The 15,594-nt window shown below is 36.7% G+C and carries 14 protein-coding genes; 8 read left to right on the top strand and 6 right to left on the bottom strand.

Annotation, left to right across the window (positions count from 1 at the left end):
- Positions 1-6 precede the first annotated feature (6 nt).
- Together aroC and psbN are read right to left on the bottom strand one after the other, a co-directional pair.
- Positions 7-1,098: a chorismate synthase gene (gene aroC, locus ACP6PL_RS00310; protein WP_426541351.1), complete on the bottom strand. Its 1,092-nt coding sequence runs from the start codon at positions 1,096-1,098 to the stop codon at positions 7-9.
- A 735-nt stretch (positions 1,099-1,833) separates the two neighbouring features.
- Positions 1,834-1,965, bottom strand: coding sequence for a photosystem II reaction center protein PsbN (gene psbN / locus ACP6PL_RS00305; RefSeq protein ID WP_426541349.1), 132 nt, complete (start codon positions 1,963-1,965; stop codon positions 1,834-1,836).
- Between the two features lie 87 nt (positions 1,966-2,052).
- Between psbN and psbH the strand changes: the two genes are divergently transcribed.
- The 6 genes from psbH to ACP6PL_RS00275 all read left to right on the top strand — a co-directional run bounded on the left by psbH (position 2,053) and on the right by ACP6PL_RS00275 (position 7,513).
- A complete protein-coding gene (psbH, locus tag ACP6PL_RS00300) occupies positions 2,053-2,256 on the top strand; it encodes a photosystem II reaction center phosphoprotein PsbH (RefSeq protein ID WP_426541347.1) in 204 nt (67 codons plus the stop codon).
- A gap of 106 nt (positions 2,257-2,362) precedes the next feature.
- Positions 2,363-2,635 carry a TatA/E family twin arginine-targeting protein translocase gene (locus tag ACP6PL_RS00295; RefSeq protein ID WP_426541345.1) on the top strand — a complete coding sequence of 91 codons (273 nt, stop codon included), beginning with the start codon at positions 2,363-2,365 and terminating at the stop codon, positions 2,633-2,635.
- Positions 2,636-2,716: 81 nt separating this feature from the next.
- On the top strand, positions 2,717-3,361 hold the full coding sequence (gene pth / locus ACP6PL_RS00290; protein ID WP_426541343.1) for an aminoacyl-tRNA hydrolase: 645 nt from the start codon (positions 2,717-2,719) through the stop codon (positions 3,359-3,361).
- Between the two features lie 220 nt (positions 3,362-3,581).
- A complete protein-coding gene (locus ACP6PL_RS00285; RefSeq protein WP_426541341.1) occupies positions 3,582-3,848 on the top strand; it encodes a DUF3146 family protein in 267 nt (88 codons plus the stop codon).
- Between the two features lie 1,002 nt (positions 3,849-4,850).
- Entirely contained in the window at positions 4,851-6,563 is a 1,713-nt protein-coding gene (locus ACP6PL_RS00280) for a CTP synthase (protein WP_426541339.1), read from the top strand.
- A 521-nt stretch (positions 6,564-7,084) separates the two neighbouring features.
- Positions 7,085-7,513 carry a hypothetical protein gene (locus ACP6PL_RS00275; protein WP_426541337.1) on the top strand — a complete coding sequence of 143 codons (429 nt, stop codon included), beginning with the start codon at positions 7,085-7,087 and terminating at the stop codon, positions 7,511-7,513.
- 358 nt (positions 7,514-7,871) lie between these two features.
- Here the strand turns inward: ACP6PL_RS00275 and ACP6PL_RS00270 are convergent, their stop codons facing one another.
- Positions 7,872-8,780: an ROK family protein gene (locus tag ACP6PL_RS00270; protein ID WP_426541335.1), complete on the bottom strand. Its 909-nt coding sequence runs from the start codon at positions 8,778-8,780 to the stop codon at positions 7,872-7,874.
- On the bottom strand, positions 8,781-9,032 hold the full coding sequence (locus ACP6PL_RS00265; protein WP_426541333.1) for a hypothetical protein: 252 nt from the start codon (positions 9,030-9,032) through the stop codon (positions 8,781-8,783).
- Positions 9,033-9,562: 530 nt separating this feature from the next.
- On the opposite strand from ACP6PL_RS00265, the gene carB reads away from it, so the two are divergent.
- Together carB and ACP6PL_RS00255 are read left to right on the top strand one after the other, a co-directional pair.
- Positions 9,563-12,793 (top strand): carbamoyl-phosphate synthase large subunit, encoded by a 3,231-nt coding sequence (gene carB / locus ACP6PL_RS00260; protein WP_426541331.1) that lies wholly within the window; start codon positions 9,563-9,565, stop codon positions 12,791-12,793.
- Between the two features lie 347 nt (positions 12,794-13,140).
- On the top strand, positions 13,141-13,269 hold the full coding sequence (locus tag ACP6PL_RS00255; protein ID WP_426541329.1) for a hypothetical protein: 129 nt from the start codon (positions 13,141-13,143) through the stop codon (positions 13,267-13,269).
- A 513-nt stretch (positions 13,270-13,782) separates the two neighbouring features.
- On the opposite strand, the gene ACP6PL_RS00250 is transcribed toward ACP6PL_RS00255, so the two are convergent.
- Complete coding sequence (locus ACP6PL_RS00250) at positions 13,783-14,571, bottom strand: HvfC/BufC family peptide modification chaperone (protein WP_426541327.1); 789 nt, start codon at positions 14,569-14,571, stop codon at positions 13,783-13,785.
- On the bottom strand, positions 14,571-15,470 hold the full coding sequence (gene bufB / locus ACP6PL_RS00245) for an MNIO family bufferin maturase (RefSeq protein ID WP_426541325.1): 900 nt from the start codon (positions 15,468-15,470) through the stop codon (positions 14,571-14,573). Before bufB ends, ACP6PL_RS00250 begins: the two co-directional genes overlap by 1 nt.
- Positions 15,471-15,594: the final 124 nt, after the last annotated feature.

Genomic DNA, 15,594 nt, shown 5'->3' with positions numbered 1-15,594 from the left:
ATTTTCTTACCTTAAGCTCTTACATTGTCCATGATGACGTAATAAGTGGTCACATAGAACTATAGCCACCATTGCTTCTACCATAGGCACAGCTCTAGGTAAAACACAAGGGTCATGTCTTCCTTTGGCCGCGAGAAATGTCTCCTCACCTTCACGACTAACAGTCCGCTGCTCTTTCCTTATTGTTGCAGTTGGTTTAAATGCAGCCCGCAATACAATATTTTCTCCGTTAGATATACCACCCTGTATCCCTCCAGAACGGTTGGTCACGGTGCGAATCTCACCTTGTTCATCTGTATAAAATTCATCATTATGCTCGCTACCTGTCAGAGTAGTACCTGCAAAACCAGAACCAATTTCAAATCCTTTGCTCGCTGGCAAGGACATTACACCTTTAGCTAAATCTGCCTCTAGTTTATCAAATACTGGAGAACCCAAAGCTTTTGGCACATTCCGGGCAGTACATTCTACCACACCTCCCACAGAATCTCCCACATCCCGGATTTTTTCCACTAATTCAATCATTCTTTCTGCACATTCAGTATCTGGACAACGAACAATATTACCTTCTACCTGTTCTATAGTTACTGTTTTTGGATCTACAATAGCCTCTAAATTCTTGATCCGCTTCACATACCCCACAATTTCCACACCAGAATATTGTTGCAGAATTTTTTTAGCGATCGCCCCTGCAGCCACTCGTCCAATTGTCTCTCTGGCCGAAGATCGCCCCCCACCTTGCCAATTTCTAATACCATATTTAGCATCATAAGTTGCATCAGCATGAGATGGACGATATTTAATAGACATCTCCTGATAATCCTGGGGACGAGCATCCTTATTTCTCACCAAAATCATAATTGGTGTACCCAAGGTTTGACCTTCAAATACCCCAGACAGTATTTCACAAGTATCAGTTTCTTTACGGGGTGTGGTAATCTTGCTTTGTCCTGGACGTCTACGGTCTAACTCATATTGAATTTCTTTGACATCTATTTCTAGCTTTGGTGGGCAACCATCAATTATAACTCCTACTCCTCCTCCGTGGGATTCACCGAAGGTTGTTACCCGAAACAAATGTCCAAATATGTTGCCCATTAAACTAAAACTATAAAGTGTTTAAAAAATCATCTTAACTGCTTTTTGTTAACATACTCGTCTGCTTGAGTTGTTAGGGTTTGGCTCGGTGACACAATTTACTTTAGCAAAACTCTTTTGTCAGAGGTAGTTCCTCGGCAAGAAGCAAATCTTTATCTTAGCGCAGATATTCCCCAGAATACAAGAAACAGGTACGAGGATTAATACCAAGTAAATGGTTCTCAGAGGGTTGAAGTTTCATCTGATGCTGAAGCGGGGATGCATGATATAAATTCTCAAAAGTCTTGCTATAATTGGAATTTAAGGTGAGTATTGTCAATACCGAATGCTGTAAGTAAAAAATTATATAAAAAGTTGCCCTAAAAGTGGGAGGCTTGAATCCCAATTGTTCTGTCAATGTGCTGTGACAATTACCTATAACTGCAACTCCCCAGATCAAACATATAATATCGACAACCTTACTAATTTACCCTTTAGCTGAATTAGCTCTTATTTTCTGTTCTTGAATTAAGTCTCTGTAATCCCAGCTCTATCAAGCGATACCTCTTAGGGACATCTTTCAAGTTAGGTCAGCCATAGAAGCAGTCAGAAGTTAAATTCTTGCTGTCAATATGGTTGAAGAATTTGATAATTTCTGTGCCAGTAATCGCGACACCTGTATCTACCAAAGTTAGGTCAGCTATCTACAATATATCCGTATATCTGTGACAGCTTACCTTCTATAGCCATTAACCCTTAATCTTCATGGTCATCAAAAGGATCGGCCAATTCCTTTGAGGGAGGTCCAAAGGCTGTATAAACAGAGAAACCTGTAATGGCCACAACCATTACAGCTATCGAAATACTAAGAACTGTTGCAGGTTCCATATAATTCATTAAAATTATGAGTGTTATACATATACAATATTACAAAACATTAAAATTTTCTGCTGAAAATAGATTACATCGAAAATTATGTCACAAAAAACTGGATTAGGAGACATCCTCAAACCCTTAAACTCAGAGTATGGTAAAGTATCTCCCGGTTGGGGAACTACACCATTAATGGCCGTTTTTATGGGCTTATTCTTTGTCTTCTTGTTGATTATTTTACAAATCTACAACTCTTCCTTGTTGTTAGAGAATGTAGATGTTGACTGGGCAAGTCTAACTAAATAAATTAAATTTAGGTAGTGGGGCTAAGAAATTTAGTTAACTTGAATTTCTTCAGCCCTAGCTATCAATTTTATGCCAACTGCAAGTAAATTTTTAGGAGTAAAACAAGATGAATATATTTGGCATTGGTCTCCCAGAAATGATTGTTATTCTGGTAGTAGCTCTTTTAATATTTGGTCCGAAGAAACTGCCAGAAATTGGTCGTAGTTTAGGACAGGCTCTCAATAGTTTTAAGGCAGGAGCTAAAGAGTTTGAAAATGAATTTAAACGGGAAGCAAAACAGTTAGAAGAAGTACCTCAACCAAGTAAATATCAACCTGAATCAGAACCCAAGGAAGTCGTAAATATTTCTTCTCCCACAGATATATCCCAGAAAAGCTAATTTGCAAAAGTAGAAAAAAATCACCTGAGCCAATCTAAAAGATTATTATACTGTTGGGATAGAATTTTTAATTTTAAGTGAATGAAAGAGGTTGCGCCTGGGCAAAAATTAGTTATTCCTAAATTAATTGTAGGTTTAGGAAACCCAGAACCAAAATATAATCAAACTCGACATAATATAGGATTTGCTGCAGTTGATAATCTAGCTAATATATGGCAAATTCCTTTATCAGAAAATCGTAAATTTAAAGCAGAATTTGGAGAAGGCAGAAGCATAAAAGCTGAAAAAAATTACTTGTTGAAGCCCTTAACTTATATGAATAGGTCGGGACAAGCAATTCGTGCAGTGGTAGATTGGTATAAACTACCACCTTCTTCTGTCCTGATAATATATGATGATATGGATTTACCCATAGGGCGACTACGACTACGTTTGTCAGGTTCAGCAGGTGGCCATAACGGAATTAAGTCGGCGATCGCTCATTTGGGAACCCAAGATTTTCCTCGTTTGCGAATAGGTATTGGTAAGCCAAAAAATGTTACTGCTGAAAGTGGAGACCCAAAAACTATTAGTCATGTTTTAGGAAAGTTTAGCCCCACAGAAAATAAATTAATGACTCAAGTGTTGGAACTGGTTGTAGATGCAGTAGAACTTTCTCTCAAACAAGGAATCGAAAAAGCGATGAGTCTCTATAACAGTAGGACTATTATGCTATCAGAAGATTAATTAAATATTCAAAAAGTATTTTCAAGGTTTTCTATCAAGATTTGTAGTTCAGTGACACAACTCAAATGTTGAAATAGTAATAGCTGGTTCCAGTTCAAATTAATACATATTAATAGATAATATTGAATCAAATAAATCCGCCCTAATGCACAGAGTTTAGCTGTGTCAGTCCAGTAGAAATAATTTTTGAGTGATTGAAAGATTGACTTGATAACTATTAATGAGTTCTAAGGGTTTACCACAAACTACTGCTTATGTCAGAGTAACTCGCCACTCTTGGCAAAAAGGCACTATCGAAGGAGAGGTTAGTGCTGGTGCTTTTGGTTGGTACTTTAAATGGCGTTTTAGACAGGGAAAAACTCTCTATATTCAACCTTCTCAAGGCCGCGCCCTAATTCAAGAGCCTCTAGGTAGGTTTTTAGAAAAGTGGGATTATCAACTAGAACCTGGTGGAGATTACTCTTTCACTATCAAGGCTAAATTTTAGTTAGCAAAAATTAAATCTTAAATTTTTAACTCGACTTACGATCAGCACCACTGAAGATAGTTTGTTTCGCGTTTATAGATTTTAGTGGAATAAAAGTTAGATTAACTATAGCGCTATAGTTTTTAGTTATTAGATTATGATAATTTATCTTGCCAATAATTATTATTTATTTCATTAATCGATAATGAATAATTACCTCTTTAACAATGGATAATGGAAATTCTATCTAATTATCAATTATTAGGAGAGGCTTTAAATAGAATTGATTAATTATCAACTATAATTTACACTGTTAAAGACTAGATATTTATATAGAAAAGGATAAAACTTAGATTAAATATAGCACTATAGTTTTTAATTAAGTTTTGCTGAAAGAGTTTTATGAGTGAGGGTAGAAGTTATAAATCAGGATAAATGGAAATTATGGAGGTGGTAGGAGGAGCAATTATCCCTTGATTTTTGTGCCTTTATCTGCTAAAATTATCAATTTTGGCAGCTCTAGGGACTGAAAAGCTTGTGTCTTTTGGCTAGATAAAGGCTCAAGGCTTGATCTGTAAACACTTTAAGAGTTAATCGACCAGTCCTAATTAGTATATTAGGATACTTTTGCTGAAATTAGCGGCTCTGATTTGATTTTTTAGGGATGGGAAGTAATTCTAATCAACAGGAATGAGAACAAGTAGTGTAAATATTCATAATTATCTAGATTATGCAACGACCCCCTAAGATAGATATGAGATAGAAAGGGATAATAGTTAGGTTAACTGTAGCGCTATAGTTTTTAATTACTGTATATGGTACTTTTGCCAAAGCTAGAGATTAGTAAATTCTTGATAATTCCCTAAAAAAGATATGAGATAGAAAAAATGTAATATAGATGAGTCTAGTCCAATATTCCCTTTGCTATGCCCAACAGCAGGGTATACCAAAAGCATGGCTAGTATAAGTTAGTGAGACTAATCTACAGTTTACAACTTCCTTCTATCCTTCTAAAAAAAACCTATGACTAAATTTGTATTCATAACTGGTGGAGTAGTATCTAGTATTGGTAAAGGAATTGTAGCAGCAAGCTTAGGTCGTTTGCTTAAATCACGGGATTATTCCGTCTCCATTCTCAAACTAGATCCTTATATCAATGTAGATCCAGGGACTATGAGTCCTTTCCAACATGGAGAAGTGTTTGTCACAGAAGATGGGGCAGAAACAGACCTAGACTTAGGTCACTATGAACGATTTACAGATACCTCAATGTCTCGCCTCAACAGTGTTACTCAAGGTTCAATCTATCAGGCAGTAATTAATAAAGAAAGACGAGGGGACTATCAAGGGGGAACAGTTCAAGTTATCCCCCATATTACCAACGAAATAAAAGAAAGAATACATAGGGTTGCTAGAAATGCCAATCCAGATGTAGTAATTACAGAAATAGGGGGGACAGTAGGAGATATCGAATCTCAACCATTTTTAGAAGCAATTCGTCAATTTCGTAAAGATGTGGGACGAAATAACGTTTTGTATGTCCATGTAACACTGGTCCCCTGGATTGCTTCTGCAGGGGAGATGAAAACTAAGCCCACTCAACATTCTGTTAAAGAATTACGCTCCATTGGTATTCAGCCAGATATTTTGGTCTGTCGATGCGATCGCCAACTTAGTCAAAGCTTAAAGGAAAAAATGTCCGAGTTCTGTGATGTACCTGTAGAATCTGTAGTTACATCTCAAGATGCCCAAAGTATCTATGAAGTTCCTCTAATGTTAGAAACAGAAGGATTAGCAGTCCAAGCTCTAGAATTATTAAGAATGGAGCAACGCCAACCAAATCTTAACCAGTGGCAAACTTTGGTCAATCGTCTTTACCATAGAGACAAAGAAGAAATACAAACGAACCAGGGCAACTCATCTACTGCTATTACTATAGAAATTGCCATAGTAGGTAAATATATTCAACTCAGTGATGCTTATCTATCAGTGGTAGAAGCATTGCGTCATGCAGCCATCGCTGTTGGTGTGGACTTAAATCTGCATTGGGTCAATGCTGAAGATGTAGAGGCCAAGGGAGCCAAGACCTATCTAGAAAATGCTAATGGAATTATTGTGCCAGGTGGGTTTGGTGTGAGAGGTATTGATGGGAAAATAGCTACAGTTCAATATGCCAGACTAAATAAAATTCCTTTTTTGGGGTTATGTCTAGGAATGCAATGTGCAGTAATTGAGTGGGCACGCAACATAGCAGAATTGGATGCTGCCCATAGTGCCGAATTTGACCCTCAAACACCAAATCCAGTGATTAATTTATTGCCAGAACAACAAGATGTAGTAGACTTGGGTGGCACTATGCGACTGGGACTTTATCCTTGCCGTCTTCAAGGGGATACATTAGCATTTAAAACTTATCAACAAGAAGTAATTTATGAACGCCATAGACATCGATATGAATTTAATAATGCTTACCGGAACTTGTTCTTAGAAACAGGATATGTTGTAAGTGGAACATCTCCTGATGGTAGGCTAGTAGAAATTATTGAACTTCCTACTCATCCTTTCTTTATTGCTACTCAATTTCATCCAGAATTTCAATCTCGACCTAGCAGTCCCCACCCTCTCTTTCATCGCTTTTTCCTAGCAGCTAGTCAACAAGAAAATTGTGATGATTTATCTGTAAATAATGCTGAAGCTACCCAAGAGAATGTAGTTAGCACAGGTTATATATCTTAGTTATAACAACTATAAATATTTGGTTAAATGTCTTTTTCAGCATATTTATTGATTGTTTTGATCGAGTTTTAGAGCCTGAATCAGACTAATATTTATTTAGGAAAAGCCTCCGTTGAAAGTCTCAGTGTTTTAATCGGGGGATAAAAACGAAAAAGTTTTACATCTCAACTTGCAGCATAAAAAAACTCAGAATTGTACCTAAATCATTTAACTATTATTATGGTCTCTTTAAACTCTATAAATAAGAAAAGATCAAATACAGACCGAGAATACCTAACTACAGAAATAAAGGAGGTATGACTACAGTTAATTCAATACTTGACATTTATTTCCCCCTAAAATCTTGCTTTCTTGATAAGATTTTAGGTAGTGACTTCTGCTAACATTTTGTTAAATAAGAAATCTTTTTGATTAGATACTGACTGACAATATCAAGGTTAAATAAATAATGTTTATAAGACTTTTAGGGTAACTTGCAGGATGTGGGGAAATGCAAGAAATCAAAGATTTTAGGGGGTCCTGTGGCCTACTGGATTAAAATAAATTATGAAAGAAGTATATACTTGATCGACCTTGACAGTATTACTGCTTTTTCTTGTCAGCAAAATAAGCGGATAACTTTTTGGTTGCCAAATAGCAGTCAGCCAATCATATTAAATCAGCAAAATTCCGAACATGACTATCAGTTAGTTCTAGAATATATTAAAAAAAATATAGAAATAGGGTATGAAATTCATAATAAATTCTGGGTAAAAATTATTTATGACCGCCATGAATGGTTGATAAATTTGAGTTGTATTACTACATTTGCTTGGGAACCTAATGGTCGAATAACTTTCTGGTTACCAGATAGTACAAAAGATATTATTATTAACCCTAATAGTGACCCAGAAGCTTATAAAAAAGTTTCGGAATTTATCAATAAAGTAACTGGGTATTCTTTTCCATGATAGAATTTGATAGTAATATACTTGATATTAAATACACCTAACTTAGTTATAATTAAGCATACCCTATTTCTTATTATCTTTTTCCCAAAACCTAAACATTCATCTGTCATCTATCAGTCTATTAGATTCCCCAATACTACCACCTTTCATGTTGCGTAGCAAAATTTATAATTGCCTTTGTTAAAAGAATTATTATTAAGAGATTAAGATAAAATTATCTGACTACAAATCCCTTAAAATTATTTCTATTCCCTACCCCCTAACCCTCATGCTCTGATTCAATACTGTGTGAGAAAATTTCAGAGAAAATGTTAAATTCTAATTCTAATAGCTAAATGCTTACCTAACAACTCTCAAATTATTTATCTAAAAATTTAGTCAAAGCTAATTTAGCAGCTCCCACAATACCAGCTTCATTACCTAATTTGGCAGTTAATAATTGTAGGTTTAAATAAGAACTAAAAAGAACTCGTCGTTCAATTTCCACCTTAGTTACAGGCAAAAAAAGTTCTGATGCAGCACTAATTCCACCACCAATAATTATTGCTTCTGGAGTTAAGATATAAATCAAACTTGTTAACCCTGCTCCTAAAATTCGTCCGTAGTTTTGCCAAAATTCTAGGGCAAACTTATCCCCAGCTAAAGCTAAATTGGCTAATTCTAAAGGTTCTTTTCCTGTATCTCGGCGAACCGCTTGAACAGAAACATATTGTTCTAAAGATCCATTATTACCACTATTACAATCAGGTCCATCAGGATTTAAAGTAATTAACCCCAACTCTCCAGCCGTACCTTGATGACCCACGAATAATTGGCCATCCAAAATAATCGCTCCTCCAACACCGGTACCCAGGGTAAGCATAATCATATTTTTAAACTGACTACCTGCCCCTAGCCAAGATTCTCCTAAGCCAGCACAATTAGCATCATTAGCTATAACTATTGGTAAACCAGTTTTTTTCTCCAACAATTCGGCTAGAGGAACCTCTTGCCAATCAGCCAAGTTTATTGCGATCCTAGATATTCTACCTTCACCATCAACAGGACCTGGTACTCCAATACCTATTCCTTGAATGGCTCCTAAGTTGTCTGCCTGTTCTTTTCTCAGAATAGATATTGTCTGTTCTATTACATCAATAACTGCTTTTGGAGTAGCAGGTTTAGGAGTTGGTATAGTCAAAGATTGATGACATACTCCATCCATACCAAAACATCCCAGTTTAATTGCTGTTCCCCCTATATCAATACCTATGACCTGAGAGTTCATTTAAAATCTTTCCACACTAGAATTAAATATAGGTTCAACTCTAATGGCAATTATAGCTGAAGGGCGAACCACCATATATTCTCCTTGAATAGTCTTAATAGGTACATTCACAAACTCTTGAGAGTCATGCTTTGGAACTACAACGCCACTGTACCAGGTTTGAAAATCTTTAAGAGTAGGAAAACGTACTTCTTCACGAGCGCCACCTTCTAGTAATAGGTGTATAGCAAATTCATCAGGATTTCTGGGCATATTGCATATCTAAATAAAGTTTAAGAATCAAATTAATTTTATCAACAAACGTAATGTGCAACTTCCTATAGAATAATCAGCATTTCTGAGTCTTTGGTTATAGATTTTATTAAAGATTGAATATTATTATCCAATCAGCAATGCTCTATAACTAATTATTTATATAATATAAAAAATGGCAGTATCATAAAAAATAGTCCTAGTATCACATAAAATAACCGCGCGCTCTCTCTACCAAATCAACCTACAAAAAATCTGGCTTTACTAGAGTTCATCCACCAGCCCCAATCAAAGATTCCAGCAAAAATCGAAAGAATACCCACTACACATAATATTAAAATTTCTGGATTATCCATTTCTTTAATTTAGCTCTTCAAAATTTAAAATAATCTGGTATTCTGAGTGACGATTGATACCCGAATGGGTATAACAATCAAATATAAAATTGGTCTGTATATAGTCACACAACTACTATACCAACTATTAAAATACTTTGGATTAAGTCTTAATTCTGAAGTAAAAATAAGTCTATGCCGCGACGCCAAGATATACGTAAAATCCTACTGGTTGGTTCTGGTCCGATTGTAATTGGCCAAGCCTGTGAATTTGATTATAGTGGAACACAAGCTTGTAAAGCTCTTAGGGAAGAAGGATTCGAGGTAGTGTTGGTAAATTCTAATCCTGCCACAATTATGACAGATCCAGAAATTGCCGAACGTACCTATATTGAACCTCTAACTCCAGAACTTGTAGAAAAAGTTATTGCTAAAGAAAGACCGGATGCCCTATTACCAACAATGGGCGGTCAGACTGCTTTGAATATAGCAGTTTCTCTGGCAAAAAATGGAACTTTAGCCAAATATGGCGTTGATTTAATCGGGGCAAAATTACCAGCGATTGAAATGGCTGAAGACCGTCAATTGTTTAAGGAAGCAATGGGCCGGATAGGTATCGAAGTTTGTCCATCTGGTATTGCTAGTAATTGGGAAGAGGCCAAGGCGATCGCTCAACAAATAGGAACATATCCTCTAATTATCCGTCCTGCTTTTACTTTAGGGGGGACTGGTGGCGGTATTGCCTATAACCAAGAAGAATATGAGGTTATGGCACAAGCGGGCATAGATGCTAGTCCGGTGTCTCAAATTTTGGTGGAAAAATCCCTAATTGGTTGGAAGGAATACGAACTGGAAGTAATGCGAGATTTAGCAGATAATGTGGTGATTATTTGCTCAATTGAAAATATTGACCCGATGGGGGTACATACAGGAGACTCTATTACTGTTGCTCCGGCGCAAACGTTGACGGATAAGGAATATCAGCGACTGCGGGATGCTTCGATTAAAATTATTCGGGAAATAGGTGTGGAAACTGGGGGGTCAAATATTCAGTTTGCGGTGAACCCGGTGAATGGGGATGTTATTGTAATTGAGATGAACCCACGGGTTAGTCGCTCTTCTGCTTTGGCGTCAAAAGCAACTGGTTTTCCCATCGCGAAAATGGCAGCAAAGTTGGCAGTTGGTTATAGTCTGGATGAAATTCCGAATGATATTACGAAAAAGACGCCTGCGAGTTTTGAACCTACTATTGATTATGTAGTTACGAAAATTCCCAGGTTTGCCTTTGAGAAATTTCCTGGTTCCCAATCAGTATTAACTACCCAGATGAAGTCGGTTGGCGAGGCAATGGCAATAGGTCGCACATTTCAGGAGTCGTTCCAGAAAGCTTTGCGTTCACTAGAAACAGGTAGAGGTGGTTTTGGTGGCGATCGCTGGGAAAAAGTACCCAGTTTAGAACAGGTAAGAGCGGGGTTACGCACGCCTAACCCAGAGAGAATGTTTACAGTCCGTCATGCTTTATTACTGGGAATGACTGTAGAAGAAGTGTATGAGTTGACTGGAATAGATATTTGGTTTCTGGATAAACTGCAGGAGTTAGTAGAGACAGAAAAATTGATTAAACGCACTTCGCTGAATGAATTGACAAAAGAGCAGATGTGGGATATTAAACGTCAAGGTTTTAGCGATCGCCAAATTGCTTATTGCAGTAAGACTAATGAAGATGAAGTTAGAAGTTATCGGTTGAGTTTGGGAGTTAAACCTGCTTATAAAACGGTGGATACTTGTGCAGCAGAATTTGAGGCACTGACACCTTACTATTATTCTACTTATGAAGAAGACTCAGAAATTTTACCCTCTGAAAAACGCAAAGTAATGATTCTTGGAGGGGGACCAAACCGCATCGGTCAGGGAATAGAATTTGACTATTGTTGCTGTCATGCTAGTTATGCTTTGGGAGAGGATGGGTTTGAAACAATAATGGTTAACTCCAACCCAGAAACTGTATCGACTGACTATGATACAAGCGATCGCCTCTATTTTGAACCTTTGACTAAAGAGGATGTACTGAATATTATTGAGGCAGAAAGCCCGGAAGGAATTATTGTTCAGTTTGGCGGACAAACACCTCTAAAATTAGCTGTTCCCCTGCAAAAATATTTAGAGGAAGGAGAGAGTCAAACCAAAATATGGGGAACTTCTCCAGACTCTATTGATACTGCTGAAGACAGGGAAAGGTTTGAGAAGATTTTACGAGATTTAGATATTCGTCAAGCAGCAAACGGTCTTGCTCGTAGTTTTGAGGATGCTTTAGCAGTAGCGCAGAAAATTGGTTATCCAGTAGTGGTACGACCTTCCTATGTTTTGGGAGGTCGAGCAATGGAAATTGTTTATTCTGACCAAGAGTTGGAACGTTATATGACCTTTGCGGTACAGGTGGAACCCGACCATCCAATTTTAATTGACAAATTCTTGGTAAATGCTATTGAGGTAGATGTGGATGCTATTGCTGATGCGACAGGCCAGGTAGTTATCGGTGGCATCATGGAACATATTGAGGAGGCAGGTATTCACTCTGGAGACTCTGCTTGTTCCATTCCTTATCAAACTTTAGCTCCTGCTGCGGTGGAAACAATTCGCCAATGGACTGTTGCTCTAGCAAAAGCGTTGAATGTTATCGGGTTAATGAATATTCAGTTTGCAGTACAAGGGGAAACAGTCTATATTTTGGAAGCAAACCCCCGCGCATCGCGAACAGTACCTTTTGTGTCTAAGGCAATAGGAACACCCTTGGCAAAAATGGCATCGCGAGTCATGTCTGGGAAAAAATTAGAAGAATTGGGTTTTGTAGAGGAACAGATACCCGCTCATGTTTCTGTGAAAGAGGCAGTGTTACCATTTGCTAAATTCCCTGGTACAGATACTTTATTAGGACCTGAAATGCGCTCGACTGGTGAGGCAATGGGTATTGATGTTGAATTTGGTAAAGCTTTTGCTAAAGCACAGTTATCCGCAGGGCAAAAATTACCTTTAGAGGGAACAGTATTTGTGTCGATGAGCGATCGTCATAAGGAAGCCGTTGTACCTGTGGTTAAAGATTTAATTGACTTAGGTTTGAAAGTGGTGGCAACTGAAGGAACTCGGAAGGTATTGTGTTTGCATGGTTTAGATGTGGGTTTAACGCTGAAGTTGCATGAAGGGCGACCTAATGTTTTGGATGGAATTAAAAATGGAATCATTCAGTTAATTATTATAACTCCTTCTGGAGAGGAAGCCCGTGCAGATGGAATTAAAATTCGAAGGAGTGCATTGGATTATAAAATACCCTTAATTACGACTATTGCGGGGGCGAAAGCGACGGCAGCAGCGATCCGAGCGTTGAAGTCGGAAGCGTTAGAGGTGAAGGCGATACAGAATTATTACTGAAGAAGGAGTCAGGAGTCAGGAGTCAGGAGCAAAACTTGTAGGGTGTATTATACGGCTGAAATTTATACTCGGAAAGAGATTTAGCAATCCGTCGTAACGGAACGTTTTAGTATAACCTAACGCCGCCACCCCCTTTTCTACAAGAGAAGGAGAAGAATATTCCTTCTCCCCTCTCCTCCCAGGAGAGGGGTTGGGGAAGAGGTATTAATTTTACAGCGAACAGTCAACCCCGTAGGGATGTTTCATGGAACGTCCCTACTTTTCAATTTTTTACCTATTTATGATTATCAAAGTGAGCGATAGCTTAGTATTATAGCAATTGAAGCATTAGAATAGGAGATTGTTAAATGATTAAACTCAGTCATAGATTACTTTTGACTTTTGCCACTATATTTTCTCAATCTGAAAATCTGGATATTTGCCAAGAGGCAAATTCATACAACAGTCTTTATACTGATAGCTTTAGTTGTGGGTAAAATCACCAGATATTGCCACAAACTTCATAAAAAAATTCCGTGATATCAACGCTTAGAGAAAGCTTTAGAACTTGAGGGGGAAATTAAGCCGAAAGATGAAGGATGGCAACGGGGATTTTTTGAAGAGGTTATAAGAGGTTGGGAAGATGAACCTTGACCTCAACCAGAATATCAGGAAAGAGAACCTTTATTGTGAGCTATTTATTAGATACTAATATCTGCATTAAACTACTTAATAATTGACAATTTATTTCTTCTTAAAAAATCAGGTGAAATTCTACTCCTTTTTACATATTAATATTCATCAAGTTAAAATCGCTATAATTACACATACCTACTTAGTCAATATTATCGTAAGCACTCAGTATTCAGATGCATGAATATAATAAGTTACTAAAGTTAGCTAGTTTACTAATTTCATCCATAATTTTGAATTCTGCTGAAAAGACTACTTGCTACTTCTCTGGGAGTTAATAACTAAAAGCTGATAGCTGGTAGCTAACTGCTGAATGCTTAAATATTATCAATAGAAAAATCAGTAATCCAACCTCGTTGAACAAACAATGGGAGTAAGGAACCAACATCTACTTGAGGCTCAACATCGACAAGTTTTTCACATATACTTTCAAATGGATAATTTCCTTGAAAAGCAGTTAATAATTCCCACTCCTCATCATTAGGTAAATCAATTCGCATATCATAATTTTGTCGCCATAAAAATATTTTTACCCCACCTTCATCTAAACTTACTATCTCATCGCCTTGATAATCAGGTTGATTAACTTGCCAAATTCGATGGATAGGATAAACAGACTCTAAAAGTACACTATTTTTTGGTAAATAAAAAATCAACTCCCCCCATCTTTCTTGAGGAATTTCACCCAAAGCTTGGAAATCCAAACCCTTTGTATCTTCACCACAAAAAACGCGATGCCAATGCCATTCTAAACGTGCTACATCTGGTAAATAGGGTAAATTTTTTACAGGTTCAAAATTAGCAAGAAAATCTGAAAATTGTTCTCCATAATCTCCTAAATCTGGTGATAAACAAGGAAACTGATTAATAAATTTTAATGCAGTTGCATTAAAAAACTTTTCACCGACTAACTGGCAGCAAATAGGATAAATTGAGGTTAATGTATTACTCAAATTACCAACAACATTATTTCGGTAAATTGCTAAACTTTCCGCAGGTGCTAAATTATTCGGTGCTTTAATATGTTTGCTTAATTCTTCTATGCTAATAGTGTCTCTTTCCCACACAGCTCGCAGAAATAAGTTTTGTAGAGCGATCGCTTCCATTACCTTACATTTTCTAATAATTTTTCAGCTTTATTTGCTTCTGCCATTAATACTTCAAAACTGGGAATATCAGTATCCCATTCTATTAAAGTTGGTACAGCACCAAATCTTGTTAATGCTTCTTGATATAATTCCCAGACTGGAGGATGTACGGGATAACCGTGGGTATCTAATAAATAATTTTCTTTTTCTTCGTAACCTGCTAAATGAATTTGTTTAACTCTTGTTTTTGGGATACCATCTAGATATTTTAGAGGGTCAATTCCATTATTTATGGCATTAACATAAAGATTATTTACATCCAAAAGTAAGTAACAGTCTGCTTTTTTAACTAATCCCTCAATAAACTCCCATTCTGACATAGTTGAATCTGTAAAACTTAAGTATGGGGAGGGATTTTCAATCAAAATTTGCCTTCCTAAAAATTCCTGTACTTGCAGAATTCGGGCTGCCACAAAATCCATTACCTCTTCTGTATAAACAAGAGGAATTAAATCGTTAAGATAGTGACCATTAACAGATATCCAAGATAAATGGTCGGAAATTAAATCTGGTTCAACTTTTGCTGCTAAATTTTTTAAGCGAGTTAAATAATCTAAATCTAATGGATCTGTTGACCCGAGAGACATTCCTACTCCGTGTAGAGTAACTGGATAATCTTGACGAATTTTTTCTAAATGAAACAGTGGCAAACCACCTGCACAAAAATAGTTATCTGATAAAACTTCAAACCAATTTACTTTAGGTTTTTGAGTAAGTATATATTGATAATGGAGGGAACGTAAAGCAATTCCTGCACCTTTAATTGATGCTGATTGAATGTAGGATAAATCTCGGTTTATTTGCAACTTCGGACTAATATCAAGTTCTAATTTTTTAGATTGTAAATCGGTTGTCATAAACTATTTTTATGAAAAAAATATGGCATTCTTAAGTTTTCAGTTGATTTAATTGAAGGGAAATAAATAGAGGAAAAGGGGTCTATGTATTATTAGATAAAATTATCCCCTTCTCTATTCTATT

This window comes from Dapis purpurea BLCC-M126 (genome assembly GCF_050015975.1).
GTDB lineage: Bacteria > Cyanobacteriota > Cyanobacteriia > Cyanobacteriales > Microcoleaceae > Trichodesmium.
Note: the sequence above shows the minus strand (reverse complement) of the source record. Positions and strands in the feature narration are given on the sequence as shown.

Excerpts from the sequence above, each read along its gene's own strand:
- aroC (WP_426541351.1), bottom strand. The coding sequence starts at position 1,098 with ATGGGCAACATATTTGGACATTTGTTTCGGGTAACAACCTTCGGTGAA.
- psbN (WP_426541349.1), bottom strand. The coding sequence starts at position 1,965 with ATGGAACCTGCAACAGTTCTTAGTATTTCGATAGCTGTAATGGTTGTG.
- psbH (WP_426541347.1), top strand. The coding sequence starts at position 2,053 with ATGTCACAAAAAACTGGATTAGGAGACATCCTCAAACCCTTAAACTCA.
- ACP6PL_RS00295 (WP_426541345.1), top strand. The coding sequence starts at position 2,363 with ATGAATATATTTGGCATTGGTCTCCCAGAAATGATTGTTATTCTGGTA.
- pth (WP_426541343.1), top strand. The coding sequence starts at position 2,717 with ATGAAAGAGGTTGCGCCTGGGCAAAAATTAGTTATTCCTAAATTAATT.
- ACP6PL_RS00285 (WP_426541341.1), top strand. The coding sequence starts at position 3,582 with ATGAGTTCTAAGGGTTTACCACAAACTACTGCTTATGTCAGAGTAACT.
- ACP6PL_RS00280 (WP_426541339.1), top strand. The coding sequence starts at position 4,851 with ATGACTAAATTTGTATTCATAACTGGTGGAGTAGTATCTAGTATTGGT.
- ACP6PL_RS00270 (WP_426541335.1), bottom strand. The coding sequence starts at position 8,780 with ATGAACTCTCAGGTCATAGGTATTGATATAGGGGGAACAGCAATTAAA.
- ACP6PL_RS00265 (WP_426541333.1), bottom strand. The coding sequence starts at position 9,032 with ATGCCCAGAAATCCTGATGAATTTGCTATACACCTATTACTAGAAGGT.
- carB (WP_426541331.1), top strand. The coding sequence starts at position 9,563 with ATGCCGCGACGCCAAGATATACGTAAAATCCTACTGGTTGGTTCTGGT.
- ACP6PL_RS00255 (WP_426541329.1), top strand. The coding sequence starts at position 13,141 with ATGATTAAACTCAGTCATAGATTACTTTTGACTTTTGCCACTATATTT.
- ACP6PL_RS00250 (WP_426541327.1), bottom strand. The coding sequence starts at position 14,571 with ATGGAAGCGATCGCTCTACAAAACTTATTTCTGCGAGCTGTGTGGGAA.
- bufB (WP_426541325.1), bottom strand. The coding sequence starts at position 15,470 with ATGACAACCGATTTACAATCTAAAAAATTAGAACTTGATATTAGTCCG.